The organism is Acetobacterium sp. K1/6, from assembly GCF_034438075.1.
Lineage (GTDB): Bacteria > Bacillota > Clostridia > Eubacteriales > Eubacteriaceae > Acetobacterium > Acetobacterium carbinolicum.
This window is the reverse complement of record NZ_JAXQGA010000001.1, coordinates 146,651-163,237: the sequence shown is the minus strand read 5'-3', so window position 1 is coordinate 163,237 and position 16,587 is coordinate 146,651. Positions and strand designations below refer to the sequence as shown.

Annotated in this window: 14 protein-coding genes; 7 read left to right on the top strand and 7 right to left on the bottom strand. The window is 42.6% G+C overall.

The features are described from left to right. Window positions 1-10: 10 nt before the first annotated feature. The 3 genes from tsaD (at window position 11) to groL (ending at window position 3,205) form a co-directional block, all read left to right on the top strand. The gene (gene tsaD / locus U2P91_RS00770) at window positions 11-1,021 is read left to right on the top strand and encodes a tRNA (adenosine(37)-N6)-threonylcarbamoyltransferase complex transferase subunit TsaD (RefSeq protein WP_322518753.1); all 1,011 of its coding nucleotides are present in this window, start codon (window positions 11-13) and stop codon (window positions 1,019-1,021) included. Between the two features lie 237 nt (window positions 1,022-1,258). Further along, window positions 1,259-1,543 (top strand): co-chaperone GroES, encoded by a 285-nt coding sequence (groES, locus tag U2P91_RS00765; protein WP_026394612.1) that lies wholly within the window; start codon window positions 1,259-1,261, stop codon window positions 1,541-1,543. Window positions 1,544-1,573: 30 nt separating this feature from the next. Further along, a complete protein-coding gene (groL, locus tag U2P91_RS00760) occupies window positions 1,574-3,205 on the top strand; it encodes a chaperonin GroEL (RefSeq protein ID WP_111887266.1) in 1,632 nt (543 codons plus the stop codon). A 96-nt stretch (window positions 3,206-3,301) separates the two neighbouring features. Here the strand turns inward: groL and U2P91_RS00755 are convergent, their stop codons facing one another. Together U2P91_RS00755 and abc-f are read right to left on the bottom strand one after the other, a co-directional pair. Then, window positions 3,302-3,535 carry a hypothetical protein gene (locus tag U2P91_RS00755; RefSeq protein ID WP_322518752.1) on the bottom strand — a complete coding sequence of 78 codons (234 nt, stop codon included), beginning with the start codon at window positions 3,533-3,535 and terminating at the stop codon, window positions 3,302-3,304. Window positions 3,536-3,591: 56 nt separating this feature from the next. Next, window positions 3,592-5,520 carry a ribosomal protection-like ABC-F family protein gene (gene abc-f / locus U2P91_RS00750; protein WP_322518751.1) on the bottom strand — a complete coding sequence of 643 codons (1,929 nt, stop codon included), beginning with the start codon at window positions 5,518-5,520 and terminating at the stop codon, window positions 3,592-3,594. Between the two features lie 148 nt (window positions 5,521-5,668). On the opposite strand from abc-f, the gene U2P91_RS00745 reads away from it, so the two are divergent. Further along, on the top strand, window positions 5,669-6,298 hold the full coding sequence (locus tag U2P91_RS00745; RefSeq protein ID WP_322518750.1) for a redox-sensing transcriptional repressor Rex: 630 nt from the start codon (window positions 5,669-5,671) through the stop codon (window positions 6,296-6,298). Between the two features lie 148 nt (window positions 6,299-6,446). Here the strand turns inward: U2P91_RS00745 and U2P91_RS00740 are convergent, their stop codons facing one another. From U2P91_RS00740 to U2P91_RS00725, 4 genes are all read right to left on the bottom strand, one after another. Then, window positions 6,447-6,827: a helix-turn-helix domain-containing protein gene (locus U2P91_RS00740; protein WP_111887262.1), complete on the bottom strand. Its 381-nt coding sequence runs from the start codon at window positions 6,825-6,827 to the stop codon at window positions 6,447-6,449. A gap of 130 nt (window positions 6,828-6,957) precedes the next feature. Further along, complete coding sequence (locus U2P91_RS00735; protein WP_322518749.1) at window positions 6,958-7,788, bottom strand: FMN-binding protein; 831 nt, start codon at window positions 7,786-7,788, stop codon at window positions 6,958-6,960. 64 nt (window positions 7,789-7,852) lie between these two features. Then, window positions 7,853-9,475, bottom strand: a complete 1,623-nt coding sequence (locus U2P91_RS00730) for a putative manganese-dependent inorganic diphosphatase (RefSeq protein ID WP_322518748.1) — start codon at window positions 9,473-9,475, stop codon at window positions 7,853-7,855. 31 nt (window positions 9,476-9,506) lie between these two features. After that, window positions 9,507-10,430: an alpha/beta hydrolase gene (locus U2P91_RS00725; protein WP_322518747.1), complete on the bottom strand. Its 924-nt coding sequence runs from the start codon at window positions 10,428-10,430 to the stop codon at window positions 9,507-9,509. Window positions 10,431-10,614: 184 nt separating this feature from the next. Between U2P91_RS00725 and U2P91_RS00720 the strand changes: the two genes are divergently transcribed. Together U2P91_RS00720 and holA are read left to right on the top strand one after the other, a co-directional pair. Then, window positions 10,615-13,035, top strand: a complete 2,421-nt coding sequence (locus tag U2P91_RS00720; protein ID WP_322518746.1) for a DNA internalization-related competence protein ComEC/Rec2 — start codon at window positions 10,615-10,617, stop codon at window positions 13,033-13,035. Window positions 13,036-13,094: 59 nt separating this feature from the next. Next, on the top strand, window positions 13,095-14,111 hold the full coding sequence (gene holA / locus U2P91_RS00715; RefSeq protein ID WP_111887257.1) for a DNA polymerase III subunit delta: 1,017 nt from the start codon (window positions 13,095-13,097) through the stop codon (window positions 14,109-14,111). A 181-nt stretch (window positions 14,112-14,292) separates the two neighbouring features. Here the strand turns inward: holA and rpsT are convergent, their stop codons facing one another. Continuing rightward, window positions 14,293-14,559, bottom strand: coding sequence for a 30S ribosomal protein S20 (gene rpsT / locus U2P91_RS00710; RefSeq protein WP_111887256.1), 267 nt, complete (start codon window positions 14,557-14,559; stop codon window positions 14,293-14,295). Between the two features lie 179 nt (window positions 14,560-14,738). On the opposite strand from rpsT, the gene lepA reads away from it, so the two are divergent. Then, a complete protein-coding gene (lepA, locus tag U2P91_RS00705; RefSeq protein ID WP_111887255.1) occupies window positions 14,739-16,544 on the top strand; it encodes a translation elongation factor 4 in 1,806 nt (601 codons plus the stop codon). Window positions 16,545-16,587: the final 43 nt, after the last annotated feature.

Below are 16,587 nucleotides of genomic sequence, written 5' to 3'. Positions count from 1 at the left end.
CGAGGTAAACATGAAAATTCTTAGCATTGAGACGTCCTGTGATGAAACATCTGTGGCCATTGTAGAAGATGGTCGAAAAATACTGACCAATCGGATTTATTCCCAAATTGATATTCATCAAAAATATGGGGGCGTAGTGCCGGAGATTGCTTCTCGCAATCACGTGACCAAACTGCCTTATATCATCGATGAAGCCCTGGAAGAAAGCCGGCTGACCCTGGCTGAGATGGATGCCATTGCCGTGACCAACGGTCCAGGTTTGGTGGGGGCACTGCTAATTGGTCTCTCAACGGCAAAAGCGATGGCTTACAGTCTGGGAAAACCGCTGATTGGCGTACACCATATCGAAGGTCACATTGCGGCTAATTTTCTGCAGTATCCAGAGCTTACACCGCCCTTTCTGACATTGGTAGTATCTGGTGGCCACAGTCATCTGGTATTAGTGGAAGATTACCAGACCTTTAAGGTTTTGGGACGAACCATTGATGATGCCGCCGGGGAAGCCTTTGATAAAATTTCCCGAGTTTTGGGGCTGGGATATCCTGGCGGTCCGGCCATTGATGCGGCGGCAAAAAATGGCAACCCCGACGCGATCCCTTTTCCGCGGGTGATGCTCGATAAAACCCAGTATGATTTTAGCTTTAGTGGCTTAAAATCAGCGGTGCTTAATTATCTCAATGGCAAAAAAATGAAAACCGAAGCGATCAATCCCAATGATGTGGCGGCTTCTTTCCAGATGGCTGTTATCGAGGTGTTAGTGAGCAAAACCATCGCCTGCGCCAAAAGCATTGGTATGAAGACCATCTGTATGGCCGGAGGGGTATCCTGCAATTCGCTATTGCGTGAAATGATGGGGCAGGCAGCAGTAGCAGCAGGCATGACCCTGTTCTATCCTGATCCCATTCTCTGCACCGATAATGCCGCCATGATCGGTTCCATGGCTTATTATAATTATATCAATGGGAAAGAAAGTGACCTGAGTCTTAATGGCATTCCAGGTTTAAAAATTGGTACCCGGTAATGAAACGAGTCAGGGAAGAATGCTTAAGTTAAAAGGGTAAACGCATTTATATAAAGAGAACTGTATCCTCTTTAAAAATTAAAACAATCTTAAAAAAAATTAAGATCAACAAAAAGGGAAAAAACACTTGCAATCAATCTGCAAATCATTTAAAATACTATTAGCACTCAGGATGAATGAGTGCTAATAAAAGAAAAAAAGGTACAAGGTACCCAATATAATCAAATGGAGGAAAAAATGAGTTTAAGACCTTTAGGTGACAAAGTAGTTATTAAAGTTAAAGCTGAAGAAGTAAAAACTTTAGGTGGAATTGTTTTACCAGGATCTGCCCAGGAAAAACCACAGCAGGGTAAGGTAGTTGCAGTTGGAACTGGAGAAATTATTGATGGTAAAAAAGTGCCATTGGATGTTAAGGTAGATGATGAAGTTATCTATTCCAAATACTCCGGTAATGAAGTGAAAATTGGCGATGAAGAGTTTTTAATCATCCGTCAAGCTGATATTTTAGCAATCGTAGAATAATAAAATTTAGAAAAACAGGAGGAAAATAATATGGCTAAAGAAATAAAGTTTCGTGAAGATGCCAGAGAATCACTGATCGCTGGTGTAGACAAATTAGCAAACACCGTTAAGGTAACATTAGGACCAAAAGGAAGAAATGTTATTTTAGCAAAATCATATGGTTCACCAACCATCACCAATGATGGGGTAACCATTGCCAAAGAAATTGAACTGGAAGATGCCTTTGAAAACATGGGTGCTCAGCTGGTTAAAGAAGTCGCTACCAAAACGAATGACGTTGCTGGTGATGGAACAACCACAGCCACCTTATTGGCTCAGGCAATTGTTCGAGAAGGTAACCGTAATGTTGTTGCCGGTGCAAATCCAATGGTCCTCAAAAAAGGAATTGAAAAAGCAGTTGTGGCTGTTGTTGAAGAATTAAAAGCAAACAGCAAAAAAATCGAAAGCAAAGAAGCAATCGCTCAGGTTGCATCCATTTCGGCAGCTGATGCTGAAATTGGTAAACTGATTTCCGAAGCCATGGATAAAGTTGGTGATGACGGTGTTATCACAGTTGAAGAAGGCAAAGGCATGGGTACTGAACTGGAATTTACCGAAGGGATGCAATTTGACCGTGGTTACTTATCAGCCTACATGGCAACGGATACCGAAAAAATGGTTGCCATCCTTGATAATCCATATATCTTAATCACAGACAAAAAAATTACAAATATTCAAGAAATTTTACCGATTCTGGAACAAATCGTTCAATCTGGCAGCAAACTGTTAATCATTGCGGAAGATGTCGAGGGCGAAGCATTAGCAACATTGGTTGTTAATAAATTACGAGGAACCTTTAACTGTGTCGCTGTAAAAGCACCCGGCTTTGGCGACCGACGTAAAGCAATGTTGGCTGATATTGCGGCATTAACGGGTGGCGAAGTTATTTCGGATGAACTGGGTCTGGAACTTAAAACTACCACCATCGAACAATTAGGTCGTGCCCGTCAGGTTAAAGTTGATAAAGAAGATACTATTATTGTTGAAGGTAGCGGAAACAAAGACGCGGTGGCCGAACGAATTCGTCAGATCAAAGCGCAGATTCCAGAAACTTCTTCAGAATATGATAAAGAGAAATTACAGGAACGTTTGGCTAAATTATCTGGTGGCGTAGCGGTTATTCAGGTTGGTGCAGCCACCGAAACTGAACTTAAAGAAATCAAATATCGAATTGAAGACGCCTTGAATGCGACTCGAGCAGCGGTTGAAGAAGGCGTTGTATCCGGTGGTGGTACTGCTTATATCAATGCGATTCCAAAAGTTGATGCTTTAATTGAAACCCTCGAAGGCGACGAAAAAACTGGCGCTTACATTATCCGTCGGGCAATCGAAGAACCAATGCGTCAAATTGCTGATAATGCTGGTCTTGAAGGCTCTGTTATTGTTTCGCAAATGGCTGGTAAAAAAGTTGGCGTTGGTTATGACGCTGCTAAAGGTGAGTTTGTTGATATGTTCCAGGCTGGAATCATTGACCCAACCAAGGTAACCCGTTCTGCGATTCAAAACGCAGCCAGTGTTTCGGCAATGTTCTTGACGACTGAAGTAGCAGTTGCCGATCTTCCTAGCGAAGATGCCGGTATGGGCGGAATGCCAGGCGGTATGGGCGGAATGCCAATGATGTAAGCCTTAAGGCTACATCAATACGATTAATCGATTTAAATAAAATAAAAGGCAGTCTCATTTCGAGGCTGCCTTTTATTTTTAAGGATTTAGAACCGTTTAGTCAACATCGTAGGGGATACCAGCAAAAAGTACTTCCATTTCTGGTTGTTCCAATTCAGCCAGTTTGACAATCAGACCGTTAAGCAGGGTGATCATTGACTGGGCATCTGGGGATTCGTCATCAGTTGGTTTAGCGGCGTACAGGGCAATCAGCATAGTATTTCTGGTGGTGCCTTTAACATCTTTAAACAGGGTATTTAAGACTCTTTTTTCATTCGTTGTTAGTTTCATTGTTTCCTCCAAAATTTTTTAAAGTATTTTACAAAATCACAGTTGTACATTAAAGTTTACTCGTTTTCCAGAGCCATCAGGGCGATCTCCCAGGAATCAGTCAGTTCAGACAGCTGTTGCTTATGCGCTTCATAGGTGAGATTGATTTCTGCTGCCAGGGTGAGATTATCGTAGAAATCCGGGGCACACATCGCGGCTTCAATGGACTCGATTTTTTGTTCCGTTGTTAGAATGTCTTCTTCGATTTCTTTAACTTTTTTCTTTAAGAGCCGCATTCTGGCTTCTTCTTCTTTTTGTTTCTTGCGATCCGTTTTCTGTTGTGTTTTAGTTGGAACGGTTTTGTTTTCAGCCGCAATAACCGCTTCCCGTTCGGAAGCATCGGTCTTATGTTTTACATAGTCGTCATAGTTGCCCAGATGGATTTCCATACCATCGGCAGAAAATTGGTAGATCTGTGTTGAGATCCGGTTAAGAAAATATCGATCATGCGAGATAAATAGTAGGGTTCCTTCATATTGGCTCAAGGCACTTTCAAGAATTTCCTTGGTATCCATGTCGATATGATTGGTGGGCTCATCCATCAGCAGGAAGTTCGATTGGGAGATCATCAGACGGGCCAGTAGCAATCGTGCCTTTTCACCGCCAGATAGGGTGTTGATTGGTTTGAAGACCTCGTCACCCACAAATAAAAAGGCTGCCAGGATATTTCGCAGTTCGCCTTCAGTCAATTTTGAATCAACATCCCACAGCGCTTCTAAAAGATTTTCGTTGTAGAATTTCTTTAGATCCTGATGCTCCTGATCGAAATAGCCGATATGAACTTTTTGACCCCGGCGAATTTCACCAGCATCAGCGGCCAGTTTTTCTTGCAAGATGCGAAAGAGGGTCGTTTTACCAGCGCCATTGGGTCCGATAATACCGATTTTGTCGCCGCGATGAATTTCGAAATTCATATTTTGAAAAAGCAGACGATTATCAAAGGATTTCTTGAGCCCGGTTACCGCTAAAACATCATTGCCACTTTTAACCCGGGGAATAAAGCTAAAATGGCTGTTATGAGTAGTTTCGACTTTATCGAGTAGCTCAATTTTGTTTAAGGCCTTTTCCCGGCTGGAAGCCCGTTTAGAGCTTTTAATGGAGTTATAGGCCCGAAACCGATCAATGACTTCCTGCTGGTGTTTGATTTCTTTCATTTGTTGCTGATATTGGTGGTTTTGTTCCATCAGATCCTGACGTTTTTTAACGGCGTATTGGGTATAATTGCCATGATATTCCTTAACATTTTTCTGCGTCACTTCGATAATGGAGGTACATACCTTGTCAATGAAATAGCGGTCATGGGACACGATGATAAAGGTTCCGGGGTAATTCTTCAGGTATTGTTCCAGCCATTGCAGCGCATCGATGTCTAAGTAGTTGGTCGGTTCGTCGAGTAAGAGCAGTTGCGGTTCCTGAAGCAGAATCTGACCCAGAGTAGCCCGCGTTTTTTCACCGCCGCTGAGCATTGAGAAGGCTTTGTTCTGGTCTTCTGCCTTAAAGCCCAGGCCATTGATAACCCCGCGGATGCGACTGGGGTATTCGTAGCCATGATTTTTGGCAAAGCTTTCCTGAAGCTCCCCAAACTCCAGCATCAGTTTTTCCTGATCCTCACCAGAAGCGCGCGTAATGGCATCACCGATCTGTTTGATTCGCTTTTCCATCTCGATCAGCGGTTTAAAAACATCGGTAAGCATTTCAAGCAGCGTGGTATTTTCGGCGACATTGGATTCCTGGGATAAATAGCTGATCGATAGTCCGTTTTTTATACTGATTCGCCCGGTGTCAGGAATCAATTCTCCGGTAATCAGTTTTAAGAGGGTTGATTTCCCGGTGCCATTTCGGCCGACCAGACCGATTTGCTTTTTTTCGTTAATGGAAAGATTGAGTTTATTAAAAATTTCATGGATGCCATAACTAAAATGCAAATTTTCTATATTGATTAACATTATTTCACCTGTTTTCGTTTTAGTTCAGTTATTTTAGGTTCACTTTTACTATTCTATCAAAAAAATCCACAAATTAAAATGAATAATTTGACGTAATTGATACATATTGATATAATTAATCATTATCCGAAAGAAAGGAGAAGTTATCATGCATCGCTTCTCAAAAAAAGTTTCTATGACCGTTGTTAAACGGTTGCCAAAGTATTACCAATATTTAAGTGATTTACAGCTCAATGATATCGAAAAAATATCATCCCGAGAACTAGCAAGTTTAATGGGACTGACAGCTTCTCAAATCAGGCAGGATTTAAATTCCTTCGGAGGTTATGGTCAGCAAGGTTATGGCTATAACGTGGGAGAATTAAAGGAAGCGATCAAGGAGATTCTTGGTCTTGATAGTGAATATAACTGCATTATTATCGGTGCTGGAAATATGGGTCATGCCATAGCCAATTATGAACGCTTCAGGCGGGAAGGTGTCATCCTAAAGGGTGTCTTTGATGTTGATCCACTCATGGTTGGGACTGTCGTTGGTAGTGTTGTTGTAAAACATATGGAAGAACTTGATGCTTTTGTAAAGTCCAATGAAATCGATATTGCTATTTTGTGCGTACCCCGGGAGGTGGGCCAGAAGGTGGCGACTCAGGTAACCGAATTAGGGGTGAAAGGGATTCTTAATTTTAGTCCATTGGACTTGGATGTCCCCAGTGATGTTGTTGTCGAAAATGTAAATATTACAGATAGTTTGTTTACCTTAACCTATCTGCTGGGCGAGTAACGACGAGCTAAGAATAGTAAGAGTTTGATTGACGATCAGACTCTTTATATTTTTGCGTGAAATAAAAAAATAACTAAAAAAGAAACACGGATTCCGTGTTTCTTTTATTTATAACAAGCTATGTAAACATAATTTTCATCGTTTTTAATTACTTCCCGCTGGAACTCTTAAAATTAATAAAATCAAGAACTTCCTGCTTGTAGCTTTCAGGGAAAGAGAAGTAAGAAGAAAAAGAATCAACTTCTTCGTTGGAAAACACGTAAGATTTTAAAAATTCTTCACAGGTCATCGGTTTGGGATTGCTTGGTAAAAGTTTTGGCTGGTCGGTTCTGCATAATAAATAGTCAACAGAAACTTCAAAAAAATCAGCGATCTTAATCAGTAATTGGTTTTCCGGTAAATTCTTATCTTTTTCATATTTAGAGATAGAGCTTTTGTTAAGATAGAAAAGATTGGCAAAATTTTCCTGAGTAAGTCGTTTAGAAATTCGCAACGCCTTTAATCGAGTACCAAAAGTATTATTTTCCATTATTTTCACCTTCTTTCAGCTTAGAATTGTTGGCATAAATGCACTGGCCATTGCTTTATTATAACACAGCTTTAACATTTGTCAAGAATTTCAGTTGAATTTAAGTAATAAAATTTAAATTGGTAAGGCATCAAAAGGGCGATCTCGCTTCTCTTAGTAGTCGCAGACACTCCTCGTATTTGGCTTTCTCATGGATTGCATCATTGGCAGGAAATGCTGATTCCAAGGATTGATTATTGACTGCCGTTTGAGTTATTGTGTCAAATAAAGCATTAAAATCTGCGTTTTCCGGAGAATCAGTTGATTTGCGTTTTGATTTTCCGTCTTCGGTTATAATTTCATCGTAATTAAGAGCAGTCAAAGTTGAACCATTAAAAGTGGCTTCCAGGACCCCTTGATAGCCATCGTGATCGGGTGGGGTGATGATCGTGTAGGTATCAAGGGTATCAATTTTTATTGGTTCTTGATCACCTTTTTTAGCTTGAGCAAAAATTTTCTTTGCTAATTTTACATAGCGTTCAGATGTTTGGGTCGCCCCAGAGATAGCATCTATTTCATCAGGGTTTTGAGAAGATATCAGTTCGTTATAAAGCCGGAGGTAAAGGCTACTTAAATTCGTTACAACTAAATTTGGCCAGGTTTTATCGGGGCCATCCACAGCCAAGCGATCAGTTTTACTTCGATCAATTTCTTGAAAATTCACCTTGGTAATGAGGCCGTTCTTGATGAAAATATTTAATTGTTGAGCGTAACCTCTACCATCATAGTAGCTTGTCGTGGCTGTATACTGGCCGTCGATCAGGGCTTCTAAATTTTTAGTAGGCATAATTGCACCGGTTGTGGGATCGTTAATCAGCTCTTTTTCCACGCATCCGGTTAATAAAAGCGGTATCAAGGCAGCGGCCAGGATAAAATTGCCAAGGCGAAAAGCGCTACCAGTTTTAAATTTATTGTTTTGCATCATCATCACCAATTTTCATAGTATCTGTAGTCAGTGCCTATCCAGTGTTTGTTCAGTACTGGTACTAATAAGCTGAGGCGTTCATCAATGGCGGAACGATCTGTTTTTTTCTCGAAAAAACGCCATTCATGTATTTACTGAATTCCCCGGGTTGGAAACCGAACGCCAGCTGAGCAAGATTTTTAGCGTCCCCGGCGATGATCAACTCGGTTCCTCCTAAGATAATGTCGGTGACCATTAAAAGGGTCAGATCCAGGTGTTCTTCCTCACACAATTTATTCATTTCCAGTAGAACCCCATCCAATTTATTAAATATTCCCCGGAAATCCCCAGTGTTAATTTGAGATACCCCAATTTTATAGGATCCCATGGTAAAGAGTTTCCGGTCAGTGGATAGGATTTCAAAAGGGTGCATTTCTTTTAAATTACTACCGGCCACGAGCATTTTTTCACCGTAGCTTTTAATGTCAATCGCAAGCATTTTAGCCAATTTCCGGGCGATTGTCCGATCCTCTTTGGTGCAGGTGGGTGAATTAAACAGTAGCGTATCAGAGATAATGGCGCTGAGCATCAGACCCGCCATCACACGAGGGATCGGGATCTTATTTTCATGGTACATTTTTGCCACGATGGTTGCCGTACAGCCAACCGGTTCGATGCGAAGATAGAGAGGTGTGGCGGTTTGTATTTCTGCCACGCGATGGTGGTCGATGACTTCAATGATCTCAGCTTCTTCGACACCAATAATGGATTGATTCCGTTCATTGTGGTCTACCAGAATAACCTTCTTGCGGCTAAAGTCAATCAGGTTACTCCGGGAAATGGTTGAAATGACCTTTCCGTCTTCATCCACTACCGGGAAGCGATCATGATCAGAGGTCAGAATATTCTTTTTGACATCATCGATGGTTTCATAGGTCATAAAATACTCCAGATTATTTTTCTGGTAATATTTTTTTATCGGAATTCCCTGACATAGAAGACGGATAACTTCAAAGGGACCAAAGGCAACGGTTAGAATAGCCCCCTGATAGTCGTTGGGAATTGGCATGTCAAACTCCGGAGACGCGTTTGAAACAATAATGATGCCAGCACCGGTGGATAAAGCCCGGTTTAGATAAATATCCTGCTCAACGGTGACCAGAATGTCCTGGCTTCCCAGGGTTTGACCCGCCTTTATTTCGGTGATGGTGTACACATCCCCGTGCACCAATTCGGATTTGATTGATCCGTAAACACGGGCGCTTAGCAATTCAATAATGTTTTTCAGCGGGGTTTCGCTGTCCCGTAGCAGGGATTTTGAAAAAGCATCCGTGTAAGCTGGAATAATGTCTGACAGGGAAACCATACCGATCAGTTTGTTGTCATCGCTGACCACTGGCAGGGAGCGGCCGGGATGATCGATGATCTGCCCCATTGTTTTGGAGACGGAGTCCTTCTCATTGGCCATCGAAAAATCGGTGAGAACCAGATCGGAAACCTGGGGCTTGACATCTTTGATCAATTCGGGCAAATCTGCCCCAAAGGTATCCAGAACAAATTGGGTTTCTTTATTGATCGGCCCCAATCGGGCTGGGAAGACCTGGGGATGTCCCAGGGTTTGTTTTAAGTGGGCATAAGCAATGGCAGAACAGATGGAATCGGTATCTGGATTGCGGTGCCCGAAGACATATACTTTATGGGTCATCGAGGGACCTCCTTTTTGTTTAGATAGTTTATTAGGCATTCAAAAATCGTAGTACGTCCCGATAGACAAGATCTCGTTTATCTTCATTAAGAATTTCATGTCGCATCAGTGGATAGAGAATGAGATTAACCTCTAAAGCGCCAGCATTTTTTAATTTTCGGGTGATATGAACCACTTCTTTGCCCATCCCCCCGACAGGGTCATCCCGACCAGCTAAAAAAAGGAAGGGGAAATCGCTGGGGATTTTTTTAAGGTTGGACGCCTTTGCTGAGTAGTCAATACCATAAAATAAATCGCGGTAAAATCCGGCACTGCAGGTAAATCCACAAAGAGGATCCTCGATATAGGCATCGACATTGTTTTTGTTCATGGAAATCCAATCGTATTCGGTGCGGTTGGGTTTGAATTTTTTATTGTAGCTGCCAAAGGAAAGATCAGAAAGCAGTTTAGAAGGTGTTTTCTCACCCTTTTTTCGGATCTCCCAGCGGGCGATAAGGCTGGCCGTTTTACGCATAAATCTGTTGATGCCGATGGTGGTGCCAATAATAACAGCCCCGTCATAGAGTTCGGCGTGATCGATGACAGCTGTTCGGGTTACCACTGAACCCATGCTGTGTCCGACGATAAACAAGGGTAGATCCGGGTAGATCTCTTTAAGCATGCCGGAGATCTCTCTAACATCTGCGACAACGCGTTTCCAGCCATTACCGCTGTCAAAAAAACCGGGATTGCCAGAATCTATGCCAGTTTGACCATGCCCTCGCTGATCGTGAATGACAGCCAGGTAGGAGTGGCAATATAAAAAGTCCATAAATTCATGATAGCGTCTGGCATGTTCGGCCATGCCATGAACAATCACAACGACACCCTTTGGGTTGGCAGGGCAGGGTGTTTCATAATAAGTCAGCTTCACTTCATCGGAGGCATAAAAACGATTGGTCGTTAAATTAATCATTGGCTGTCCCTTCTTTCGGATTGTCTTTAATCTATTTTCATATTATAACAAAATATCTTAAAAAAAACAGGGTTACCCGTACTAAAAAGAAGATAATCGGTGTATAATTAAGATAAAATTGTTAGGAGTATTGAAAATGAAATTAACGGTACTTGGTAATAAGGGACCCTTTAAGGTTATTTAAATGAAGCGACCGTTATTATGGGGATTTATTACCCTAAGTATGGGTATCGCCGGAGTTTATTATCATTTACCGCCTTGGGTGATGCTTGGTTTCATCGGCTTTCTGGCAGGAGTGCCGTTCTTTCTCAAAAATATCAAAATCGCCCAGATGGTATTCGTCCTTGGGTTATTCGGGGCAGGTGTTATTTTGGGCTACGGAGCCTTTCCGGAGTCGGATGCGTTGGAAACCTTCTATGAAAAAGACGTTTCGCTTATCGGGATAGTCACCGATTATCCGATTCGCTTTGAAAATCGCTTAACCATCAATCTAACGACTAAAGAACTGGTCACGACTGCAGAGAAGAACAATCGTCTTGAGGACGCAAAGGGGATCCGAGCAACGCTCTACTATCAGGCAGATGCGAACGCGACCGACGAGAATGAAGCGTTAGCGACTGCCACAGATCAGCAATTAAACCTTGTACCTGGTGATGTGCTGTTATTACAGGGTAAACTGTCAAAGCCGGCCGGAAAAAGAAATCCTGGCGGTTTTGATTATGGCCTGTATCTAAAATCCCGGTCCATTGACGGGTTGCTGACGATCAAACCCGACAATCTTTTACACGTCGGTCAGGAAACGACAGTACTCTACCAGATATTGGGCATTAAAAGAGCCTTGGAAAATCAATTGGAGGCCAGCTTTTCACGGGATGTGTCAGATTTGCTCAAGGGTGTGGTTTTTGGTGAAAAAAATATCAATGAGAATCTGACGAAGCGCTTTCAAGATGCCGGCGTCACCCATGTTTTATCGGTTTCTGGACTCCATGTGGGGTATGTGTTCCTGGCGCTGTCCTTGCTGCTGATAATGGCAAAGATAAAAAAGCGTTATTGGATCATTTTTCTGACCCCGGTTTTACTGTGTTACATTGCCATCACCGGGTTCGCACCATCGGTGATCCGGGCGTCGATTATGCTCCTGTGCCTGACTTGGGGACAGGGAATTCATCGGGAACAGGATGCCTTGAATCAACTTAGTTTGGCCGGACTGGTGATTTTAGGGATCTGGCCGGCACAACTATTTCAAGCCGGTTTTCAACTATCGATGGGTGCGGTACTCGGGATTATCCTGTTTTATCGTCCATTGCTGTATTTGTATGAGAAACGGCGTAATAAAAAGCGGGTGCACAATAAAATAAAATCCGGCCCGGTGGTTCAGGGCCTGGTCCTGACTTTTTGTGCCACAGTGGGCACAATGCCGATTCTTTTATACCATTTTAAGAGCTTTACGTTGATAAGTTTCTTATCTAATTTGCTGGTAGTCCCCTTGATTGGCGTATTTTTGCTAGCCGGGATGGGTTTTCTGATGATCATTTCGATCGTGCCCGCTTTTGCTCCTGTTTTGTCCCTACCGGTGGCATTCTTAGGGGAGTCTATTATTGTCGTGCTGGATGGAATCAATGATCTGGGAAAGGTTGCAAATTTTTTGTGGATAAACCGTGGCGGATTATCCCTGGCTGAAACGGGACTGTTTTTACTGCTGGTCTTTCTGATTTCAGGCTATTTTTATCTCCGCCAGCCTTATGTTCGAAACACGGTAATGAGTTTGGGACTGGTGCTGGTGCTAATAGTGATGGCAACGCCGCTGTTTCCCAAAAATCTGGTAGTAACGGTTCTTGATGTCGGTCAGGGCGACAGTATTTTGATTGAGACCCCGGGCGGGCTGAACTATCTGGTCGATGGCGGCGGCTATCTCTTTGAACGATCCAATCGGGTTTCAGATCAGGTGCTGTATCCCGCCTTGTATTCAAAAAACATCCGAGCTCTGGATGCCATCTTTTTAACTCACAACCATGTGGATCATAGTCAGGGGGTTGAGGAACTGGTCTTTGATGGTTATCCGGTTAAAAATTTATTTATGAGTATTCATACGAATAATGAAGCGCTTCTTGATCAGCAGTTGGCTCCGGTTTCTTTGTTAAAAGAGGGATCAGTCATTGAAGGGAGTGACGGTGTGACCATTAAGGTATATAATCCCGAAGGGACAATCATCCCCAAAGAGGACGAACAACAGAATAATGCCTCGCTGGTGATGTCAGTTTCCTATCAAAAGTTCAATCTGCTTTTATGTGGCGATATTGAAGCCGAGGTTGAAGAAAAACTGGCAAAAGAATTTCGTGCCCTTAGCAGTCAACAAGATTTTCAAATCATCAAAATTCCTCATCATGGTAGCAAAACTTCATCCAGTCTGGCATTTCTTCAGGCGGTTGATCCGGAAATAGCAGTGATTTCGGTCGGGGCTAATAATTTTTTTAACCATCCCAGCGATGTGGTAATGGATCGTTTAGCCGCGCAAGAAATGATGACACTGCGAACCGATGAAAGAGGCGCTGTGGAAATTACCAGCAACGGAGAATTTATCCGTATCAATCACTATGTGAATTAAACTTCAACGAATCGTATCCGTCATTAATAAGACTCAACTTAAACTAATGGAGAAACGCTGTGAATTATAAAGAACTAAGTAAAAGTGTAAAAAATAAGGAAATAAGCCCGGTCTATTTATTCACCGGCCCAGAACAGTACATCGGTCATATGATGGAAAAAACGCTGATTGGTACTGAGATAGCAAAGGGTCTGGAACCCTTGAATCTAACCACCTACAGTGATAAAAACGTGGATGTGTCGGAACTACTGGCAACCTGTGAAACCTTGCCGATGATGAGTAATAAGCGAATGGTTATCATTCGGGAAGAGGCACAGCTCGATAAAATCACCGATAAAAAAGCTCTGGATCGGATTACCGCTTACCTGGAGAAACCCAGTCCATCGACACTTCTAATTATCTACTGGGAACAGCCGGACAAGCGCAAAAAACTGTACAAAAGTCTAACCAAGGCCGGTTCTCTGGTGGTGTTTGAAAAACTCGATGCCAGTGATCTGACAGCCTGGATTACCCGGCGGATTAAAAATGCCGGAAAAAAAATCAGCCGTTCCGAATTGGAACTTTTTATGCAGCGGTCGATGTATTTAATGAACGAGAAAAAAACCATGGAAATGGTGGATAATGAACTCAACAGCCTGATTGATTATACTGGGGACCGCAATGAGATAACCAGGGAAGACATTTTGTTGATTCTACCCCAGTCTACTGAAGAGGGGATTTTCAAGCTGATCGACTATGCGGTCAGCGGGCAAAAAGATCAGGCCCTGCTGATGCTCAACCATTTTTATCTTGAAGGGGAATCTCCCTTTGGGGTTTTTAGTCTACTGCTACGACAAATCCGGATGTTGCTGATGGTCAAAATTTACAACGCCCGGGGACTGTCGGCCAAAGCGGTAGCGACTGAAATGAAACTGGCTCCTTTTATTGTCAACAAGATCTTAAAAAACGGGAAAAATTATCCCATCAATAATTTATGGGAGGTTATGGTGATCGGGGCAGACCTGGATGCCCAGATGAAATTGGGGGAGATTGATCAAAATTTTGCCCTGGAATTGTTTTTGATGAAGATCAGATAAATCCTGATCACTTCGTACCGATGCAAAAAAACATCGGTACGATATGAGCGGGGTGTCGATATAATACAAGCAAGCTTGTGATGGGCTCGTTGCCTTCGCGCAAAAAAAAGATGTACCTGAGTAAGTACATCTTTGGATAGACCCTAGAGACACGGGTTTTGGGAATATATAAATGAGGTAATTAAGCAGTCATCTTGTTTAAGATTCTAGCCAAAGTACTTTTTTTACGTGCTGCAGTGTTTTTATGTAAAACACCTTTTGTAACAGCCATATCAATTTTCTTTGCTGCTAAACGAAAAGCTTCTTGCGCTGCTTCTACGTTACCTTCAGTAACTGCAAGATCAAAGGTTTTTACAGAAGTCTTAAGATTAGTTTTCACCATCTTATTTCGCAGACGACTGATTTCATTTGTTTTAGCTCGTTTCATAGCCGATTTAATGTTAGCCATGGGTTCACCCCCCTCATTTATTTATAACATAGCAATTCTAACACATTTAAAGCGGATTATCAAGAAAAAACGTGACAAAAAAAATATTTCTTGATAGAATATGAATCTAGGTATAAAAATTAGTGATATAAAGAACCGTTTAACCATTGATATAGATTTGAAAGTAGAGGATAATAAAATTGACAAATAAACAGCACCATACACGAAATTTTTCCATCATTGCCCATATTGATCACGGTAAGTCAACCCTGGCGGATCGACTCATTGAAGACACCGGGTTGATGAGCAAACGCGACATGGAAGAGCAGTTTTTGGATAATATGGATATTGAACGAGAACGGGGTATTACCATTAAGCTTCAGGCCGTCCGCTTGCTCTATACCGCTGATGATGGTGAAGAATATATCTTAAACCTAATTGATACTCCCGGTCATGTGGATTTTACCTATGAGGTTTCCCGCAGTCTGGCGGCCTGTGAAGGGGCACTGCTGATTGTGGACGGCTCCCAGGGGATTGAAGCCCAGACCATAGCCAATGTTTATTTGGCGATGGACAACAATCTGGAGGTTATTCCTGTCATTAACAAGATCGATCTGCTAAGTGCCGATCCCCAGCGGGTCAAGGATGAAATTGAACATGTCATCGGTATTGAAGCCCAGGATGCGCCGCTGATTTCGGCTAAAGCCGGGCTTAACATCCGTGAGGTACTGGAGGCAATTGTCAAAAAAGTGCCGCCACCAAAAGGCGATGTTGATGCACCATTACAGGCACTGATTTTTGATTCTTATTATGATCAGTATTTGGGGGTTATTGCCTCAGTTCGGGTGGTTCAGGGAAAAATTAGAAAAGGCATGAAAATTGATATGATGGCCGTGGGGAAAACCTTCGAGGTTAATGAGGTCGGCGTTTTTGGCAAAGGGTTGTTCCCAATCGACGAACTCTGTGCTGGCGATGTTGGTTATGTCAATGCTGGAATAAAAAATGTTCGGGATACCCGGGTTGGCGATACCATCACCGAAACCGGCAACCCAGCCAAAGAACCCTTGCCGGGTTATAAAAAAGTCACTTCCATGGTTTTTTGTGGTATCTATCCGGCTGACGGTTCCCGTTATGAAGATTTAAAAGAAGCTTTGGCTAAGTTACAACTTAATGATGCATCGCTGCTTTATGAGGCCGAAACATCGATGGCCCTTGGTTTTGGTTTCCGCTGCGGCTTCCTTGGTTTGCTCCACATGGAGATCATTCAGGAACGATTGGAACGGGAATTCAATCTTGATTTGGTCACTACGGCCCCAAGCGTTATTTACAAGGTCATCAAAACCGATGGCACTGAACTATGGGTGGATAATCCCGCCAATCTTCCCGGTCCGGTTGAGATTAAAACCATGGAAGAACCGATTGTCAATGCCGCCATCATGGTGCCGTCGGAATACCTGGGCGCCATTATGGAATTGTGTCAGGAACGTCGGGGTGTCTACCTGACAATGGATTACGTTGAAGAAAATCGCGTTATCCTGAAATATGAATTGCCCCTTAATGAGATTATTTATGATTTCTTTGATGCCCTTAAATCCCGGACTCGGGGTTACGCATCGTTTGATTATGATATCAAAGAATATCGGCCATCGGATCTGGTTAAATTGGATATTCTGCTCAATGGCGAACTGGTGGATGCCTTATCTTTTATTGTTCATCGGGACAAAGCGGCAAATCGGGGACGGTTGATTGCCAAAAAATTAAAAGAAGAAATTCCAAGGCAGATGTTTGAAATTCCCGTTCAAGCCGCGATTGGTACCAAGGTCGTTGCCCGAGAAACAATCCGGGCGATGCGTAAAGATGTTCTGGCCAAATGTTATGGCGGTGATATCAGCCGAAAACGAAAACTGCTGGAAAAACAGAAAGAAGGCAAGAAACGAATGCGCCAGGTTGGTAATGTTGAAGTACCGCAAGAAGCATTTATGGCCGTTCTAAAATTGGATTCCTGATTAAATAAAGGCTGTATTGGATGAATTGCTCATCCAATACAGC